Origin of the sequence: Streptomyces sp. Je 1-4 4N24 (assembly GCF_026239515.1) — a bacterium.
Classification (GTDB): Bacteria; Actinomycetota; Actinomycetes; order Streptomycetales; family Streptomycetaceae; genus Streptomyces; species Streptomyces nigrescens.
Map to the genome: position 1 here is coordinate 7,422,663 of NZ_CP110836.1, position 15,051 is coordinate 7,437,713.

Genomic DNA, 15,051 nt, shown 5'->3' on the forward strand with positions numbered 1-15,051 from the left:
GGGTCGGCGCACGGGCGAGTAGAAAGTCCTCGTGACCACAACGCTGCGCCCAGCGGGACCGGAAGAACGACATGACGACGGGCACCGCGCCCGTCCGTACGACGTCTGTGTCAACAGCCGCCGGGTCGGCGGGATAAGGCTGACGACGGACGCCCGGTTCGGCCCGACGGCCGGCCGGATCGCGGAGCTGACCATCGACGGGCCGGACCGGCACCGGGGCCGCGCCACGGTCGCCGCGCTCGCCGCCGAGGAAGTGCTGCGCGGCTGGGGCTGCCGGCAGATCGAGCTGACCGTCCCGGCCGACGCCGAGGCCGCCGGGCGGCTCGCGGCCGCCCTGGGGTACACCGAGCGCAGCCGCATGATGAGCAAGCCCCTCACCCCTCCGCCCCCGCTGCCCGAGGGCAGCAGCGACCGCGCGCTGAGCGAGGCGGAGTACCCGGCCTGGCGGGACGCCGCGCTCGCCGAGCATGTCCGTACGCAGACCGGCCAGGGCATGTCCCGGGCGCGCGCCGAGGAGGCCGCGGCTGCCGGCCATCGCGCCCTGCTCCCGGAGGGCGCGGAGACGCCCGACCAGGCGCTGCGCGTGCTGGCCCACGGCGGCGCGGACGTCGGCAGCATCTGGGTCGCCCTGCGGATGCCGGACCAGTCCGGCGGCTATGTCGTCGATGTGCGGGTGGCGCCCGGACACCGCGGGCACGGCCACGGCCGGACCCTGATGCTGGTCGCCGAACGGGAGAGCCTCGCCGCGGGCCGCACCAGCCTCGGCCTGAACGTCTACGCGGGCAACGCCCCGGCGCTCGGCCTCTACACCTCGCTGGGCTACCGGCCCACCGGGTATCTGCTGTGGAAGCCGATCCTGTGAGCGGGCCCGCGACACGCCGGTGAGGCCGTGGGCTCAGCCCTGTCCGGCCAGCAGCCCGTCGGCGATCTCCTCGATACGGGCGCGCAGCCCTTCCTGGCTCTTGCCGCCGTCCAGCCGCTCGCCGCCGATCACATACGTCGGGGTCCCGGTCACCCCGATGGCCTTGCCCTCGGCCTGGTCCGCGTCGACGATCAGCAGATGCCGCCCGTCGATCAGCGCGGTGTCCAGCTCCTCGGAATCCAGCCCCAGCTCGCCGGCGACCTCCAGCAGCAGCTTGTCCCCGCGCTTGCCGAGCTCCTCGGTCCGCGCCAGCACCGCCTCGATGTACGGCCAGCCCTGGCCCTGCTCGATGGCTTCCTCGGCGGCCTGCGCGGCGACATAGGCGTGCGGGTGCTTCGGCAGGGGGAAGTGGCGCAGCCGGATGTCCAGCCGGTCCCCGTAACGCTCCCGCAGCGCCCGCAGGTCCTCCAGGGCGGTATGGCAGTCCGGGCACTGCAGTTCGCACCACACGTCCAGAACGGGGCGGACGGGAGCGGGGGAGGAGGTGGCGTCGTTCATGGGAACCAGTCTTCCAGCCCCCGGCCCGGTGCCCGAACCGGGACCTGCGGAGGAGGACAACCCCGAGATGTCCCTGAGGCCGTGCCGGAACATGGCCCATGCGGCCCGGTACAAGGCAGGATGGAAGGGAGCAGTCTGCCTGCTCACCCATCCATCGGCAGGAGGACCGGATGCTGACCTCGACCGTCTGTGCCGCGGTGTCGGCAGCGGGCCTGGGCATCGCCGCGATCACGGCATACCGCAAGCGGTTCCTGGCCGCGACCCGCATCGCCGCTTTTTCCCTGATCCCCATCGGCCTGGTGATGACGGGCGTCATCGACTGGGTCACCGGCATCGTCTTCAAGCCCACGGTCTGGGCCGGCTTCGGCGTGCTCGCCCTCTCGGTCGTGCTGTTCATGACCACCAGGGCGGTGGAGCGCCGCCGGGGCGGGATCGGCAGCCGCAAGGAGCGCAAGGCCGCGGCGGCCGACCGGACCGACGCGGTGGCCCCGGCCGCCTCCGTCCCCTCGCTCGGCGCGGGCCGGGCGGCGGCGCAGCCGACGGCCAAGGGGAAGGCCGCACCGGGCAAGGGCGGTGCACCCAAGGATGACTTCTCGGACATCGAAGCGATCCTGAAAAAGCACGGGATCTGATGAACTACCGCTGCTGAGGCGCCTATCGGGCGTACTCAGACGATCATCTGCGTCATGATGCGCGCGAGATGAACGATGAGTGCGCCCTCGCCCAAGACGACGCCCCGTCCCCCGAACCACGCGGTTGCCTGTTCGCGCTGTCCCAGCCGCCGCTGATGCTCTTCCTCGCCGTTATCGGCTTTCTGCTCCTTCTCGGTGCGGTCCACGACCTCTTCCTCCTGTGAGGCCGGCAACCGCGCCGCCACTCAGCCCGCGGCTTCCCGCCGCCGTGCCCGGTAGGCGGCGACATGCAGCCGGTTTCCGCAGGTACGGCTGTCGCAGTAGCGGCGGGAGCGGTTGCGGGAGAGATCGACGAACGCGTGCCGGCAGTCCGGTGCCTCGCAGTGCCGCAGCCGCTCGCGCTCCCCGGCGACGACGAGGAAGGCCAGCGCCATCCCGCCGTCCGCGGCCAGATGATGGGCGACCGACGCGCCCGGCGCGAAGTAGTGGACATGCCAGTCGTACCCGTCGTGGTCGGTCAGCTGCGGAGTGGTGCCGGCCGAGGCGACCAGCGCGTTCAGCTGTTCGGCCGCGGTGCGGTCGTCGTCGGCCGCGAAGACCCGCGCGAACCGCGCGCGCACGGACCGTACGGCGGCCAGGTCGCCCGCACCGAGCGCGCCCACGTCACTGACGTCGTTGCGCTGGACGAACTCCTCGAGGGCCGCGAGATCGGTCAGGCTGTCCGGCGCTCCGGACCCTTCGCCCTCCGGGGCGGTGTTCAGCAGATCGACGACCGCGTCCAGCGCGCACCGGGTGTCATGGGTGATGATCACGGTTCCGCTCCCTGGCAGGGTGGGGCCGGACGGGTACCGCCCCCGGTGGTTGCCGAATGGTGGCCGACTTTAGCGCTTCGAACAAGCTTCAGCGCCGACTCCGCGGTGGGTCCGCGGCGACGACGCCGAAGTGTGCCGTGTGAACTTGTCGGTCCTGCGCCGTCTCCCCGAGTCGGACGGGCGCAAGTGTGAGCGGGTGGGTGCTTTCGGTAACCGGTCTGCGTCTCAGCTCTCCGCGAGGATGTGGGAGAGCTCGGTGTCGAGATCGAAATGCCGGTGCTCCGTACCGGGCGGTACGGCGGCATCGGTCCTTTTGAGGAACGACTCGAGAGCCCGCGCGGGCGCCTCGAGCAGGGCCTCGCCTTCCGGTGAGCTCAGGGCGATGCAGACAACGCCCTGTCCGTGGCTCCGGGACGGCCATACGCGGACGTCTCCGGTGCCCGTGGGCCGGTGCAGGCCCTCGGCGAGGAGGTCGCGGGCGAAAACCCACTCGACGGTCTCCTCGGCTCCGGTGTGGAAGGTGGCATGCACGGCATAGGGATCGGCCGTGTCATACCGCAGGCCCGCGGGTACAGGCAGTGAGGACTCGCTCGACACAACGAGGCGCAGGTGCAGCTCGCAGCTGACCGTGGTGTTCATAAGCGCCAGGGCCTTTCGCTCAGTGTGCGCTCGGGGATTCGCACGTCGGCGAAATCGACATGCCACCTACGGTGCCGTTGTAAACCCCTCTGACGGTTTTGTGTGGCTTCAGGTACCTCTTCCGGCGGATTGCGAGATCGTCCTCGGCGGTAATTCCGGTGAACCGTGCCGTCCGGTAAGTTAGTGAGTATGAATACGCAGAGTAACGGGGGACTGGGTACGGTGGAGGGGGAGGCCGTGCCGGCCGAGAAGCCGCTGGGTTCGAGGGCGCCGCACTTCATCAAGCGCTCGCGGCCACTGCACGTGAGCTGGCAGGTCGGAGTCTTCGTCGTCGGTCTCGCGGTCGTGGTGGCCGGCGTGATCATGCTGCCGCTGCCGGGACCGGGCTGGCTGGTGATCTTCGGCGGTATGGCGATCTGGGCGACGGAGTTCGTCTGGGCGCAGCTGGTGCTGCGCTGGACCAAGCACAAGGTCACCGAAGCGGCCCAGAAGGCGCTCGACCCCAAGGTGCGGCGACGCAACATCATCCTGACCACCATCGGCGTGGTGATCATTGCGGCGGCGCTCGCGGTCTACGTCTGGAAGTTCGGCCTCGCGATGCCGTGGAATGTCTCCGAGTGACCGGGACGTGGTCAGAAGTGCCCGCCGACGTGCGGTAATGTTGGCGGTGCGCCCGGGCGATTAGCTCAGTGGGAGAGCGCTTCGTTCACACCGAAGAGGTCACTGGTTCGAACCCAGTATCGCCCACCCCGGACGAGGGCCCGGAGACATCAAGTCTCCGGGCCCTCGCAGTTGTTGGGCGGGTCCCTCGGCGCGGGGCGCACACTGGGATCATGCCCGCCTGGTCACGCCGACTGCACCGCTACCGCTTCCGGAGCGTGTGGCTGCTCCACGCCTCGCCGACCGTCGTCTACGCCGTCCTCGAACGCGCCGAGGCCTATCCGCAGTGGTGGCCGCAGGTCCGCGAGGTGACCCCGCTCGACGAGCGCAGCGGCGCCGCCCGGTTCCGCTCCCTGCTGCCGTACGACCTCATGGTGGTGGCGACCGAGCGCGTACGGGACCCGGGCGCGGGGGTGCTGGAGATGGCGATGCGCGGGGACCTGGCGGGCTGGGCGCGCTGGACGGTGGTGCCCGGCGCCGGCGGCACCCGTGCCGTCTTCGAGCAGGACGTCGAGGTCTGCAAGCCGCTGCTGCGGCGGTTCGCGCTGCTGGGGCGGCCGCTGTTCCTCGCGAATCATGCGCTGATGATGCGGGCCGGGCGGCGCGGTCTTGCCGCCTGGCTGGCCCGCGGGTGAGGGGCGCCGGCCACCCGGGCACGGCGGCCCGGGCCGCCGCGGAAGAAGAATTTGATGGAAGCCCCGGGCGGCCTGTATTGTTCTGCTCGTTCGCGAGGGAAACCTCGCCGACACCCGGGCGATTAGCTCAGTGGGAGAGCGCTTCGTTCACACCGAAGAGGTCACTGGTTCGAACCCAGTATCGCCCACCGGGATCAAGAACCGGGCCGCCAAAAGGCGGCCCGGTTCTTTTTGTTGGAAGAGCGTCGCGCGGGAATTCCGCCCGGCGTCTTTGTCTCCGTACGGAATTGCTGAGGGGGGATCAGGCGGCCGCCGGGAGTTCGGGACGCAGCGGCCAGTGCGGATCGACGACCTCGGGGTTGCCGCTGCGGGCGAACCACGCCTGCAGTCCGCGGGCCTGGGCCGCGTACCAGACGGCCTGGCGGGTGTGCAGCTCCGCCGGGTGCATCCCCTCCAGGCGGTCGGCGAAACGGTGCCCCAGGGCCCGGACGACATGCAGCGCGGCGAGCGCGTCGGCGGCCGCCTCATGGGCGTCGGACAGCTCGACCTCGTAGTGCGCACACAGATCGGTGAGCGTGCGGCGGCCCTTGCGGTAGCGGTCCAGGTGCTTGTCGAGGACGTGGGGGTCCAGGACGCGCAGCGGGTGGCCTCCCAGATAGGTGTTCAGCGAGCTGGCGCGATGCCGCTTCAACTCGCGCTCCAGAAGGGTGAGATCGAACGGGGCGTTCATCACGACCAGCGGGCGGCCGGCCACCGACTGGGCGGCCAGGGCGCGCGCGACCTCCTCCAGCACCGGCGCCGGCCAGCGGCCGTGCAGCGCGAGATGGTCGGCCGTCAGGCCGTGCACGGCCGTCGCGGCATCGGGTATCTCGACGCCCGGATTGATCAGCCAGCGGGTGATCCGGGGCGCGGAGCGCGGTGTCTCCTGGACCACCAGGGCCGCGGAGACGATGCGGTCGCGCTCGACGTCGATCCCTGTGGTCTCGGTGTCGAAGGCGGCAAGTGGACCGTCATACCAGCACGGCATCATCCCAACTCCTCGCGCTCGTACGGGGGATGACACGCACGTCACCCGAGCTGGTGATACCCGAGCCGCCCGGTGCTCGAACCGTCTTTGTTTGCGGACCACTTGACGCGGAGACAACCAGAGGGACGGGCCGACGCGATCCGCCTTCTCCCCGTCATCCACTCGCATCGATCGGCACAGCCCGGAAGGCCACTCCGCGATGACGCTCGCGCAGCCCGAACCGGGCGGGCTGCTGCCTCAGCGGACCACCCCGCAGCGCGGCGGACTCGCCACCACTGCCTGTATGGAGACCCTTCAGGTGGGCTACCTCCATGCGGTCGCCGCCGCCTCCGGATGCTCGCTGGCGCAGCCCTTCCCGGACAACGGAATCGACTGGCACGTCAGCCATGGCGCGCCCGGCCACACCGTCGACGACGAGGTCACCATCAAGGTGCAGCTCAAGTGCACCTACCAGACCGCCCCGCGCCCGCCGGGGCCGACGTTCGCCTTCACACTCGACAACGACCACCTGGTGAAGCTGGCCCGTACGCCCGTGACGGTCCACAAGATCCTGGTCGTGATGCTGGTCCCACGGACCCAGGAGGACTGGCTACGGGCCTCCCACGACCGTCTCGAACTGCGGCACTGCTGCTACTGGATCAACCTGGCTGGCCATCCGGTGACCGGCCGGCGCAGGACCACTGTGCGGATCCCCACCGCGCGGATCTTCGACGACCGAGCGCTCTGCGAGATCATGACGCGGGTCGGGGCGGGAGGGAGACCCTGATGTACCGGCCGACCGACGATTATGACGCGCGGCTGCTGGACCCCGCGCAGCTCGACCCGGCGGTGCTCAGCGCGCTGCTGGCCCGGCACGGCTGGCGGCGCAGGGGCGGGGCCGCGGGCCACTACGCCCGGTGGACACCGCCCGGCGGGGCGGGCGGCACCAGTCTGCTGATACCGCACGACCGCCGCTTCCCCGACAGCGGGGAGCTGCTCGCGGAGGCGCTGGCGGCGCTGGCGCGGAGCCCGCTGCCCTGCGCGCATGAGGTGCTGATGGGGCTGGCGGTGCCGAGCGACGAGGTGCGCTGGGAACGGGAGGTCCCCGACGGCGGCTCGGGGGCCGCGCACTGGGTGGCGCAGGAGCAGCTGCGCGGAGCGGCCCGCTCGATGCTGCTCGCCGGGGCACTGGGGACGTACGGCCGGGCCGGCTACTACGGCGCCCGGCACAAACGGCAGGCCGAGGGCTTCATGAGCCAGGTGCTGGTCGGCCCGGCGGCGGCCGGGCGCCGGCTGACCGCGTTCGTGCCGGTGCGCGGCGGCCGCCGGGCGGTCGCCGGGCTGCAGCAGGCGCTGCACGCGGCCCGCGACGCCACCGACTACCAGCGGGCCACCGGCGGGATGGAGGCCTTCGACGCGGCCGTCGAGCTGGGGGTCTGCCATGAGCTGGCCCAGGCGCTGATCGCGCTGGTGCGGGATGCGGAGGGGGCGCGGATCGCGGTGGAGTGGTCGCCGGCGGCCGGTGCCCCGGCCGGCTGCCCGGCCCGTCCCGAGCCGGTGGAGTTCTCGCCCGGCGATCTGCCCGCGCTGCAGCAGGCGGCCCAGCGCTATGTCCGCGACGAGCCGTCGCTGCCGGTGCGGGTGACCGGGGCGGTGGTACGGCTGCGCAGGGAGCGGCCGGGCGGCCCCGGCACGGTGCGGCTGCGGGTGATCACCGGAGCCGATGTGCTGCAGGTACGGGTCGCGCTGGGGGAGGAGGACTACCGGATCGCCGGGCATGCGCACCTGGTGGGACTGCCGATCCGGGTGAGCGGGCGGCTGGAGAGCCGCGGCGGGTTCCGGCGGATCACCGGCGGCCGCGATGTCACGCCCGTACAGGTCGACGAGGCGGAGCGGGACCGGCTGCTGAAGTCGCTCCAGGAGAATCTCGACTTCTTCGAGGAGGCGTGCGGCGCGGAGGAATGACGGCCTGCGAGCCGGGGGTGGTGAAACCGTTTCGCGGTCGGGTCCGCCGGCTCGGTACGATTCGGCTGCGCAGCAATCGCTGACGCGAAAGAGACATGAGTCAGGAGAGACCGGTGTCAGACGTCCGTGTGACCGTCCAACGCGATTCCGAGCGGGAAGAACGCGTGGTGACCACGGGCACTACGGCTGCCGACCTCTTCCAGGGCGAGCGCAGTGTCGTCGCCGCGCGGGTGGCCGGGGAGCTGAAGGACCTGGCGTACGAGGTCGCCGACGGTGACGCGGTCGAGCCCGTCGAGATCACCTCCGAGGACGGTCTGAACATCCTGCGGCACTCCGCCGCGCATGTGCTGGCGCAGGCCGTGCAGGAGCTGTTCCCGGAGGCGAAGCTCGGCATCGGCCCGCCCATCAAGGACGGCTTCTACTACGACTTCGACGTCGAGACCCCGTTCCACCCGGACGATCTCAAGCGCATCGAGAAGAAGATGCAGGAGATCCAGAAGCGCGGGCAGAAGTTCGCGCGCCGTGCGGTCAGCGATGACGCCGCCCGCGAGGAGCTGGCCGACGAGCCGTACAAGCTGGAGCTGATCGGGCTCAAGGGCTCCGCCGCGGACGCCGCCGAGGGTGCCTCCGCCGAGGTCGGCGCCGGCGAGCTGACCATCTACGACAACCTCGACGCCAAGACCGGCGAGCTGTGCTGGAAGGACCTGTGCCGCGGTCCGCACCTGCCCAGCACCCGCGCGATCCCGGCATTCAAGCTGATGCGCTCGGCCGCCGCGTACTGGCGCGGCAGCGAGAAGAACAAGCAGCTGCAGCGGATCTACGGCACCGCCTGGCCGACCAAGGACGAGCTCAAGGCGCATCTGGAGTTCCTCGCCGAGGCCGAGAAGCGCGACCACCGCAAGCTGGGTGCCGAGCTGGACCTGTTCTCCGTTCCCGAGGACATCGGCTCGGGGCTGGCGGTCTTCCACCCCAAGGGCGGCATCATCCGCCGGGTCATGGAGGACTACTCCCGCCGGCGTCACGAGGAGTCGGGGTACGAGTTCGTCTACACCCCCCACGCCACCAAGGGGAAGCTCTTCGAGAAGTCGGGCCACCTGGACTGGTACGCCGACGGCATGTACCCGCCCATGCAGCTCGACGAGGGCATTGACTACTACCTCAAGCCCATGAACTGCCCGATGCACAACCTGATCTTCGATGCGCGCGGCCGCTCGTACCGTGAACTGCCGCTGCGCCTCTTCGAGTTCGGGACCGTGTACCGGTACGAGAAGTCCGGTGTCGTGCACGGTCTGACCCGCGCCCGCGGCTTCACCCAGGACGACGCGCACATCTACTGCACCAAGGAGCAGATGGCCGACGAGCTGGACGCCACGCTCACCTTCGTGCTCGACCTGCTGCGCGACTACGGTCTGAACGACTTCTACCTGGAGCTGTCCACCAAGGACCCGGAGAAGTTCGTCGGCTCGGACGAGACCTGGGAGGAGGCCACCGAGACGCTGCGGAAGGTGGCCGAGAAGCAGGGCCTGCCGCTGGTCCCGGACCCGGGCGGCGCCGCGTTCTACGGGCCGAAGATCTCTGTGCAGACCAAGGACGCCATCGGCCGCACCTGGCAGATGTCGACCATCCAGCTGGACTTCAACCTGCCGGAGCGGTTCGACCTGGAGTACACCTCGGCGGACGGCTCCAAGCAGCGTCCGGTCATGATCCACCGCGCGCTGTTCGGCTCCATCGAGCGGTTCTTCGCGGTGCTGCTGGAGCACTACGCGGGTGCGTTCCCGGCATGGCTGGCGCCGGTCCAGGCGACCTGCATCCCGATCGGTGACGCACACGTCCCCTACCTCCAGGAGTTCGCGGCACAGGCGAAGACCAAGGGGCTGCGGATCGAGGTGGACTCCTCGTCGGACCGGATGCAGAAGAAGATCAGGAACGCGCAGAAGAGCAAGGTGCCGTTCATGATCATCGCCGGTGACGAGGACGTCGCCCATGGCGCGGTGTCCTTCCGCTACCGCGACGGGTCGCAGAAGAACGGCATCCCGCGCGATGAGGCGATCGCCGAGATCCTCGATGTCGTGGAGCGTCGCGCCGAGGTGTGAGGGCGATGACGTGAGCACGAGGCCCCGGAGAGCGACCGGCTCTCCGGGGCCTCGTCATCGCTCGCCGTCCGTCCGGAAGCGGCGCATCAGGTAGGAGGAGAAGGAGCCCACCACCGCTCCCACCAGGGCCACCCCGACGAACATCAGCCCCACCGCGATCACCCGGCCGCGCGCGGTGACGGGGGTGGCATCGCCGTATCCCGTCGTCGTCAGGGTGGAAGCGGCCCACCACACCGCGTCACCGAAGGTGCGGATGTTCGCGTGCGGGGCGGACCGCTCGTCGTGGTAGACCGCAAGGCTGGCGGCGAAGCCCAGCAGCAGCGCGGCGAGGCCGGAGTACGTCATCACCCGCGCCTCCAGGCCGAGCCCGGGCACGGCCCTGCGCAACTGCATCCGCTCGTGCAGATCGATCATGCGCAGCGGCCGCAGGAGCGGCAGCACGGTCACGACCAGGTCCAGCCAGCGGGTGCGCACGAAGTGCCACCGGTCCCTGCTGAAGGCCAGTCGTGCCAGGTATTCCGCCACGAAGACCGTCCAGCTCACGACGGTGACGGTCTCCCAGAGGACGTACCAGCCGGGGGAGAGGCCGGGGTCCAGGACCCGGATCGTGTAGGAGGTGAGAAAGAGGATCGAGGCGAGGAAGAGATAGGGCTGGGCGCGTCTCTCCCACTCCTGCAGCCGTACGTCCCTGTCCACCGGCACAGCATCGCGGAGCAGGCCAGGGTATGCGCCCCAACGACACGGTGCCAACGGGCGAAGCAATATGCTGGCCCGTATGACAAGCGAGCCGGAGCAGCAGATCGGAGTCGGGACGCAGGACGCCTTCCAGCGCCTGTGGACGCCCCACCGGATGGCCTACATCCAGGGGGAGAACAAGCCGACCGGCCCGGGGGCCGACGACGGCTGTCCGTTCTGCACCATCCCCGAGAAATCGGACGAGGACGGCCTCGTGATCGCGCGCGGTGAGCATGTCTACGCGGTGCTGAACCTGTACCCCTACAACGGCGGTCACCTCATGATCGTCCCGTTCCGGCATGTCGCCGACTACACGGAGCTGGACGGCCCGGAGACCGCGGAGCTGGCGGAGTTCACCAAGCGGGCGATGACCGCGCTGCGTACCGCCTCCGGGGCGCACGGGTTCAACATCGGGATGAACCAGGGCACCGTCGCCGGGGCCGGGATCGCGGCCCATCTCCACCAGCATGTCGTCCCGCGCTGGGGCGGCGACACCAACTTCATGCCGGTGGTCGGCCACACCAAGGTCCTGCCCCAACTCCTCGCCGACACCCGGGCGATGCTCGCGCACGCCTGGCCCGCGTAGGGCTCCTCCGGGCTTCTGCGGGCGGGTGTCCGAGGCGACACGCACCCGGACGAATCGGATAGATCGCCCTAATTCGGATTAGTTGCCCCTCTAATGGGGTGGTGACTTCCCTAGATCGCCGCTCCGTGCTGCGTGCGGCCGCCTCGGCCGCGGCCGCCGGTGCGCTGGTGACGGGCTGCGACCCACACAGGGCCGAGGACCCCGGAGCCGTCCGGTCGGCCGGCGGACCGAGCTCCTCCGGGGCGGGCCACGCCCCGCCCGCCCCGGTGCGCGCCGCCCGGCCGCCGACCCGGGTGCCCGGCCTGCCCGTACAGATCGAAAACGGGCCGCGGAACAGCCGGGCGGTCGCCCTGACCTTCCACGGCAGGGGCGACCCCCAGATGGCGACCGCCCTGCTGGGCGAGGCCGAGCGGGCCGGCGCCAAGGTCACCGTGCTCGCCATCGGCGACTGGCTCGACGAGCAGCCCGCGATGGCCCGCCGGATCCTCGACGGCGGCCATGAGCTCGGCAATCACACTCTGCACCACCGCAACATCTGCGCCCTGCCGGCCGCCGAGGCCTATGCCGAGATCAGCGGCTGCGCCGACCGGCTGCGCAAGCTCACCGGAACCATCGGCAGCTGGTTCCGCCCCTCGCAGACCCGGCGGGCCACGCCCCTGGTGACCGAGCTGGCCCGCAAGGCCGGCTATCCGCACGTCCTGTCCTACGACGTGGACTCCCTCGACGCGAACGACCCCGGTGCCGCCGCCGTCCAGCGCACGGTCCTGGACTCGGTCGGGCCGGGCTCGGTCGTGAGCCTCCACCTCGGGCACGCCGGCACGGTGGCCGCGCTGCCCCCGATCCTCGACGGCCTCCGCCGGCGCGGTCTGCGCGCGGTGACGACAACGGAGCTAGTGACCTGATGGCTGACCGGAACCGTACCCACGACCGTCGGAGCCTGCGCGCGCGCCACCGGGCCGCGCTGCTCGCCGTGGCCTGCGCGCTGGTGGCCGCCGGCTGTGGCAGCGGAGACGAGAACGACCGGGCCGGGCAGAGCCCCCGGCCGGTCGAGCGCGCGCCGGTCAAGGCCGCCAAGCCGGGCCTGCCCGGGATGCCGCCGCTGCTGGACGAGCACGACCTCTATGCGGCGGACCGGCCGGGCAGGCTGGCGCCGCAGGTCAAGGACTTCCCCTCGCGGATCTATGTCCCCAACACCGGCTCCGACACGGTCAGCGTCATCGACCCGAAGACCTACAAGGTCATCGAGACCATTCCGGTGGGCGTCCAGCCGCAGCATGTCGTGCCGTCCTGGGACCTGAAGACGCTCTGGGTCAACAACAACCGGGGGCATGACCTCACCCCGATCGACCCCGCCACCGGCAAGGCCGGCGACCCCGTCAAGGTCCACGACCCGTACAACCTCTACTTCACGCCCAACGGGAAGTACGCGGTCGTGATGGCCTCCATGGACCGGCAGCTGGTCTTCCGCGATCCGCACACCATGGAGGTCCGCAAGACGCTGCCGGTCAACTGCGCCGGCGTCAACCACGCCGACTTCTCGGCGGACGGGCGGTACTTCATCGTCTCCTGTGAGTTCTCCGCTGAGCTGCTCAAGGTCGACACCGAGAAGATGAAGGTCATCGGCCAGCAGAAGCTGCCGTTCGAGGGGGCGATGCCGCAGGACGTGAAGATCTCCCCGGACGGCAAGACCTGGTACATCGCCGACATGATGGCCGACGGCATCTGGGTGCTCAACGGCGACACCTTCGACCGGCCCCGGCTCATGCCGACCGGCAAGGGCGCCCATGGCCTCTACGTCAGCCGAGACTCGAAGCACATGTACGTCTCCAACCGCGGCGAGGGCTCCATCTCCCTGCTCGACTTCAGGACCGGCAAGCTCGTCGACACATGGCACATCCGCGGCGGCGGCAGCCCCGACATGGGCGGTCTGTCCACCGACGGCAAGGTGCTGTGGCTGTCCGGCCGCTACAACTCCGAGGTCTATGCGCTGGACACCCGTACCGGCAAAACCCTCGCCAAGATCCCGGTCGGCCAGGGCCCGCACGGTCTGGCGGTCTATCCGCAGCCGGGACGGTACTCCCTGGGGCACACCGGCATCTTCCGCTAGCCGTGGTGCCCCTGGGGGTCACGCGTTGTACTCGTCCGCCTTCTGCGGTTCCACGCCCTGGATCATGCCGCTGAGCACCAGGGAGCGGTTGGTGAAGCGCTCGGTGTCCACGCCGTTCTCCTTGAGGACGCTCATCGCGGCGGAGTGGACCGTGCGCAGCACCGGGGTCGCGGCGCGCAGCGCGTCATCGGCCATGAAGCGGTGGCGCCAGGGCTTGTCGGCCCAGACATGCCGCAGGCCGAAGGGCTCGGGCAGGGTCAGCTTGCCGCCGAGGAAGTCCAGGACCGGCGGGAACCAGGTCAGCGGGGCGCGGGCGGCGAGCCGGACCACCTCCTGCGGCTCGATGAGCGGGAGCTGCTGCGTCTTGGTCTCCCAGAACTTGACGACCTTGGCGACGTCCTTGGTCTTGGGCTCCGGCTTCGTCGTGAAGAGGCCGTTGACCGGACCGAGGGCATGGCCGGTCACCTCGATGCGCAGGGTCTCGTGGAGCACGGTGACGGTGATCATGAGGGTGATCACCAACTGGCCGTCCCACAGGACGAACTGGACGCCGAGGTAGTGGCGGTTGCCGCTGCCGAACTGCTGCTCGTTGCAGATCCGCTCTATCTCGTGCCCGCGGATCTGGTACGCCTCCACATGGGTGCCCTCGGGGCGGCTGACGGCGGCGGCCTTCTCGCCGACCGGCGAGACGATCCAGTGGCGTACGGACGGTGTGGGGAATCCGCCGGTGTGCAGCGGGCTGCGCTCCAGCAGCCGCAGCTTGTCGTGGATCGCCCGGATCACGTCCCAGCTGCGGAACGGGTGGATCTCGCTGCCCGCCTGCGCCGGGATGAGCTCCTCGGCGAGCTGCCAGCTGCCCCAGCGCGTCCCCATGCCGAGTATCCCCTTGGGGCCGGCGTAGAAGATGACGTTGCTGCTCTGCTCGGCCGAGATTTTGGCGAGATTCTGGCGGAGGGTTTCGGCGGCGATCTGGTTCGGGTCCTGGGGGACCGCCTCGGGGATCTTCGCGGCCACGCCGCCGCCCTCCAGCAGCCCCTTCCAGGACTCCCGCATGGCCACCGCGGTCTTCTCGCAGATCTGCTTGGCCAGCCACCAGCCGATCACCGGGGCGACGATCATGCCGCGGGCGTACAGCGGCCAGAAGCCGTTGAACGGCAGCTTGATCATGAAGAACAGGCCGAGGACCGCCAGCACCGTCAGCAGCACCCCGCCGATCAGGGAGAGGCCCTTGCCCGCGCCGTCCTTGGAGAGCATCTTCCGCAGCTGGAAGACGCCCAGCCACACCAGCACACCGGGCAGGAACAGCACCCCGAACAGCACCATCAGCACCGTCAGCTTGGCGTCCCGCTGCTTGCGGATGCGGGTGGCGGACAGACAGTGCTCGACGATGGTCTGCGGTTCGGTCCCGAAGGACTGGATGAGCGCGGCGCGCCCGCCGCCGAGCATCCGCACCTGCACGGCGCGCGAGAACGCCTCACCGAGATTGGGCGCGAACAGCGACAGCTTGGGCTTCTTGATGGCGGACTTGCCGGAATCCGAGTCGGCCTTGGAGATATCGGCGAGCGGGCTGTCCCGGTAGGCGGCCGAGGCCAGCGCCTGGGTCGCCGCCGTCTGCCCGGCGCTCCCCGACAGCGGGACCTGCGCCCCGGGACTGAAGTCAAAGCCGTCTGCCACTACCGCCCCCCACACCGCACGCATCCAATGATGCGGCTCTTCCCGACTTCCGCTGACGGCACACTTGCTGAGAGCCTGTCTTCGAGC

Annotated in this window: 17 protein-coding genes and 2 tRNA genes; 12 read left to right on the forward strand and 7 right to left on the reverse strand. The window is 70.3% G+C overall.

All coding sequences use genetic code 11. The annotated features are described in order from the left end of the window. The first annotated feature begins 31 nt into the window (after positions 1–31). Positions 32–862 (forward strand): N-acetyltransferase, encoded by an 831-nt coding sequence (locus SLV14N_RS32465; RefSeq protein WP_208685894.1) that lies wholly within the window; start codon positions 32–34, stop codon positions 860–862. 33 nt (positions 863–895) lie between these two features. Here SLV14N_RS32465 and SLV14N_RS32470 read toward each other — a convergent pair whose 3' ends face one another. Next, positions 896–1,420 (reverse strand): DsbA family protein, encoded by a 525-nt coding sequence (locus SLV14N_RS32470; protein WP_263272211.1) that lies wholly within the window; start codon positions 1,418–1,420, stop codon positions 896–898. 170 nt (positions 1,421–1,590) lie between these two features. Between SLV14N_RS32470 and SLV14N_RS32475 the strand changes: the two genes are divergently transcribed. Then, positions 1,591–2,052: a hypothetical protein gene (locus SLV14N_RS32475; RefSeq protein ID WP_263272213.1), complete on the forward strand. Its 462-nt coding sequence runs from the start codon at positions 1,591–1,593 to the stop codon at positions 2,050–2,052. 35 nt (positions 2,053–2,087) lie between these two features. Here SLV14N_RS32475 and SLV14N_RS32480 read toward each other — a convergent pair whose 3' ends face one another. The 3 genes from SLV14N_RS32480 to SLV14N_RS32490 all read right to left on the reverse strand — a co-directional run bounded on the left by SLV14N_RS32480 (position 2,088) and on the right by SLV14N_RS32490 (position 3,503). After that, complete coding sequence (locus tag SLV14N_RS32480; protein WP_208685900.1) at positions 2,088–2,258, reverse strand: hypothetical protein; 171 nt, start codon at positions 2,256–2,258, stop codon at positions 2,088–2,090. A gap of 39 nt (positions 2,259–2,297) precedes the next feature. Then, positions 2,298–2,864, reverse strand: a complete 567-nt coding sequence (locus SLV14N_RS32485) for a CGNR zinc finger domain-containing protein (protein ID WP_208685902.1) — start codon at positions 2,862–2,864, stop codon at positions 2,298–2,300. Between the two features lie 225 nt (positions 2,865–3,089). Further along, entirely contained in the window at positions 3,090–3,503 is a 414-nt protein-coding gene (locus tag SLV14N_RS32490) for an SsgA family sporulation/cell division regulator (protein ID WP_003959770.1), read from the reverse strand. 189 nt (positions 3,504–3,692) lie between these two features. Between SLV14N_RS32490 and SLV14N_RS32495 the strand changes: the two genes are divergently transcribed. The 4 genes from SLV14N_RS32495 to SLV14N_RS32510 all read left to right on the forward strand — a co-directional run bounded on the left by SLV14N_RS32495 (position 3,693) and on the right by SLV14N_RS32510 (position 4,986). Beyond that, on the forward strand, positions 3,693–4,124 hold the full coding sequence (locus tag SLV14N_RS32495; protein ID WP_208685904.1) for a TIGR02611 family protein: 432 nt from the start codon (positions 3,693–3,695) through the stop codon (positions 4,122–4,124). A 54-nt stretch (positions 4,125–4,178) separates the two neighbouring features. After that, a tRNA-Val gene (locus SLV14N_RS32500) sits at positions 4,179–4,250 on the forward strand. Between the two features lie 86 nt (positions 4,251–4,336). Then, positions 4,337–4,798 (forward strand): SRPBCC family protein, encoded by a 462-nt coding sequence (locus SLV14N_RS32505; RefSeq protein ID WP_208685906.1) that lies wholly within the window; start codon positions 4,337–4,339, stop codon positions 4,796–4,798. Between the two features lie 116 nt (positions 4,799–4,914). After that, positions 4,915–4,986 (forward strand) — tRNA-Val (locus SLV14N_RS32510). A 113-nt stretch (positions 4,987–5,099) separates the two neighbouring features. Here the strand turns inward: SLV14N_RS32510 and SLV14N_RS32515 are convergent. Then, positions 5,100–5,825: an exonuclease domain-containing protein gene (locus tag SLV14N_RS32515; RefSeq protein ID WP_263273338.1), complete on the reverse strand. Its 726-nt coding sequence runs from the start codon at positions 5,823–5,825 to the stop codon at positions 5,100–5,102. Positions 5,826–6,024: 199 nt separating this feature from the next. Between SLV14N_RS32515 and SLV14N_RS32520 the strand changes: the two genes are divergently transcribed. From SLV14N_RS32520 to thrS, 3 genes are all read left to right on the forward strand, one after another. After that, positions 6,025–6,591 carry a DUF4365 domain-containing protein gene (locus tag SLV14N_RS32520; protein WP_208685908.1) on the forward strand — a complete coding sequence of 189 codons (567 nt, stop codon included), beginning with the start codon at positions 6,025–6,027 and terminating at the stop codon, positions 6,589–6,591. After that, positions 6,591–7,769 (forward strand): hypothetical protein, encoded by a 1,179-nt coding sequence (locus SLV14N_RS32525; protein ID WP_263272215.1) that lies wholly within the window; start codon positions 6,591–6,593, stop codon positions 7,767–7,769. The genes SLV14N_RS32520 and SLV14N_RS32525 overlap by 1 nt, the downstream gene beginning before the upstream one ends. Before the next feature lie 113 nt (positions 7,770–7,882). Continuing rightward, complete coding sequence (thrS, locus tag SLV14N_RS32530) at positions 7,883–9,862, forward strand: threonine--tRNA ligase (protein WP_208685912.1); 1,980 nt, start codon at positions 7,883–7,885, stop codon at positions 9,860–9,862. 54 nt (positions 9,863–9,916) lie between these two features. Here the strand turns inward: thrS and SLV14N_RS32535 are convergent, their stop codons facing one another. Beyond that, a complete protein-coding gene (locus SLV14N_RS32535) occupies positions 9,917–10,564 on the reverse strand; it encodes a potassium channel family protein (protein WP_263272217.1) in 648 nt (215 codons plus the stop codon). Between the two features lie 61 nt (positions 10,565–10,625). Between SLV14N_RS32535 and SLV14N_RS32540 the strand changes: the two genes are divergently transcribed. From SLV14N_RS32540 to SLV14N_RS32550, 3 genes are all read left to right on the forward strand, one after another. After that, entirely contained in the window at positions 10,626–11,183 is a 558-nt protein-coding gene (locus tag SLV14N_RS32540) for an HIT domain-containing protein (RefSeq protein ID WP_093647674.1), read from the forward strand. A 125-nt stretch (positions 11,184–11,308) separates the two neighbouring features. Further along, on the forward strand, positions 11,309–12,085 hold the full coding sequence (locus SLV14N_RS32545; protein WP_263273339.1) for a polysaccharide deacetylase family protein: 777 nt from the start codon (positions 11,309–11,311) through the stop codon (positions 12,083–12,085). Next, the gene (locus SLV14N_RS32550; protein WP_263272220.1) at positions 12,085–13,290 is read left to right on the forward strand and encodes a YncE family protein; all 1,206 of its coding nucleotides are present in this window, start codon (positions 12,085–12,087) and stop codon (positions 13,288–13,290) included. Before SLV14N_RS32545 ends, SLV14N_RS32550 begins: the two co-directional genes overlap by 1 nt. An 18-nt stretch (positions 13,291–13,308) precedes the next feature. Here SLV14N_RS32550 and SLV14N_RS32555 read toward each other — a convergent pair whose 3' ends face one another. Beyond that, positions 13,309–14,988 carry a hypothetical protein gene (locus tag SLV14N_RS32555; RefSeq protein WP_263272222.1) on the reverse strand — a complete coding sequence of 560 codons (1,680 nt, stop codon included), beginning with the start codon at positions 14,986–14,988 and terminating at the stop codon, positions 13,309–13,311. Positions 14,989–15,051 lie beyond the last annotated feature (63 nt).

Coding starts and splice junctions, on each gene's coding strand:
- SLV14N_RS32470 (WP_263272211.1), bottom strand. CDS start 1,420: ATGAACGACGCCACCTCCTCCCCCGCTCCCGTCCGCCCCGTTCTGGAC.
- SLV14N_RS32475 (WP_263272213.1), top strand. CDS start 1,591: ATGCTGACCTCGACCGTCTGTGCCGCGGTGTCGGCAGCGGGCCTGGGC.
- SLV14N_RS32490 (WP_003959770.1), bottom strand. CDS start 3,503: ATGAACACCACGGTCAGCTGCGAGCTGCACCTGCGCCTCGTTGTGTCG.
- SLV14N_RS32495 (WP_208685904.1), top strand. CDS start 3,693: ATGAATACGCAGAGTAACGGGGGACTGGGTACGGTGGAGGGGGAGGCC.
- SLV14N_RS32505 (WP_208685906.1), top strand. CDS start 4,337: ATGCCCGCCTGGTCACGCCGACTGCACCGCTACCGCTTCCGGAGCGTG.
- SLV14N_RS32515 (WP_263273338.1), bottom strand. CDS start 5,825: ATGCCGTGCTGGTATGACGGTCCACTTGCCGCCTTCGACACCGAGACC.
- SLV14N_RS32520 (WP_208685908.1), top strand. CDS start 6,025: ATGACGCTCGCGCAGCCCGAACCGGGCGGGCTGCTGCCTCAGCGGACC.
- SLV14N_RS32525 (WP_263272215.1), top strand. CDS start 6,591: ATGTACCGGCCGACCGACGATTATGACGCGCGGCTGCTGGACCCCGCG.
- SLV14N_RS32540 (WP_093647674.1), top strand. CDS start 10,626: ATGCTGGCCCGTATGACAAGCGAGCCGGAGCAGCAGATCGGAGTCGGG.
- SLV14N_RS32550 (WP_263272220.1), top strand. CDS start 12,085: ATGGCTGACCGGAACCGTACCCACGACCGTCGGAGCCTGCGCGCGCGC.
- SLV14N_RS32555 (WP_263272222.1), bottom strand. CDS start 14,988: ATGCGTGCGGTGTGGGGGGCGGTAGTGGCAGACGGCTTTGACTTCAGT.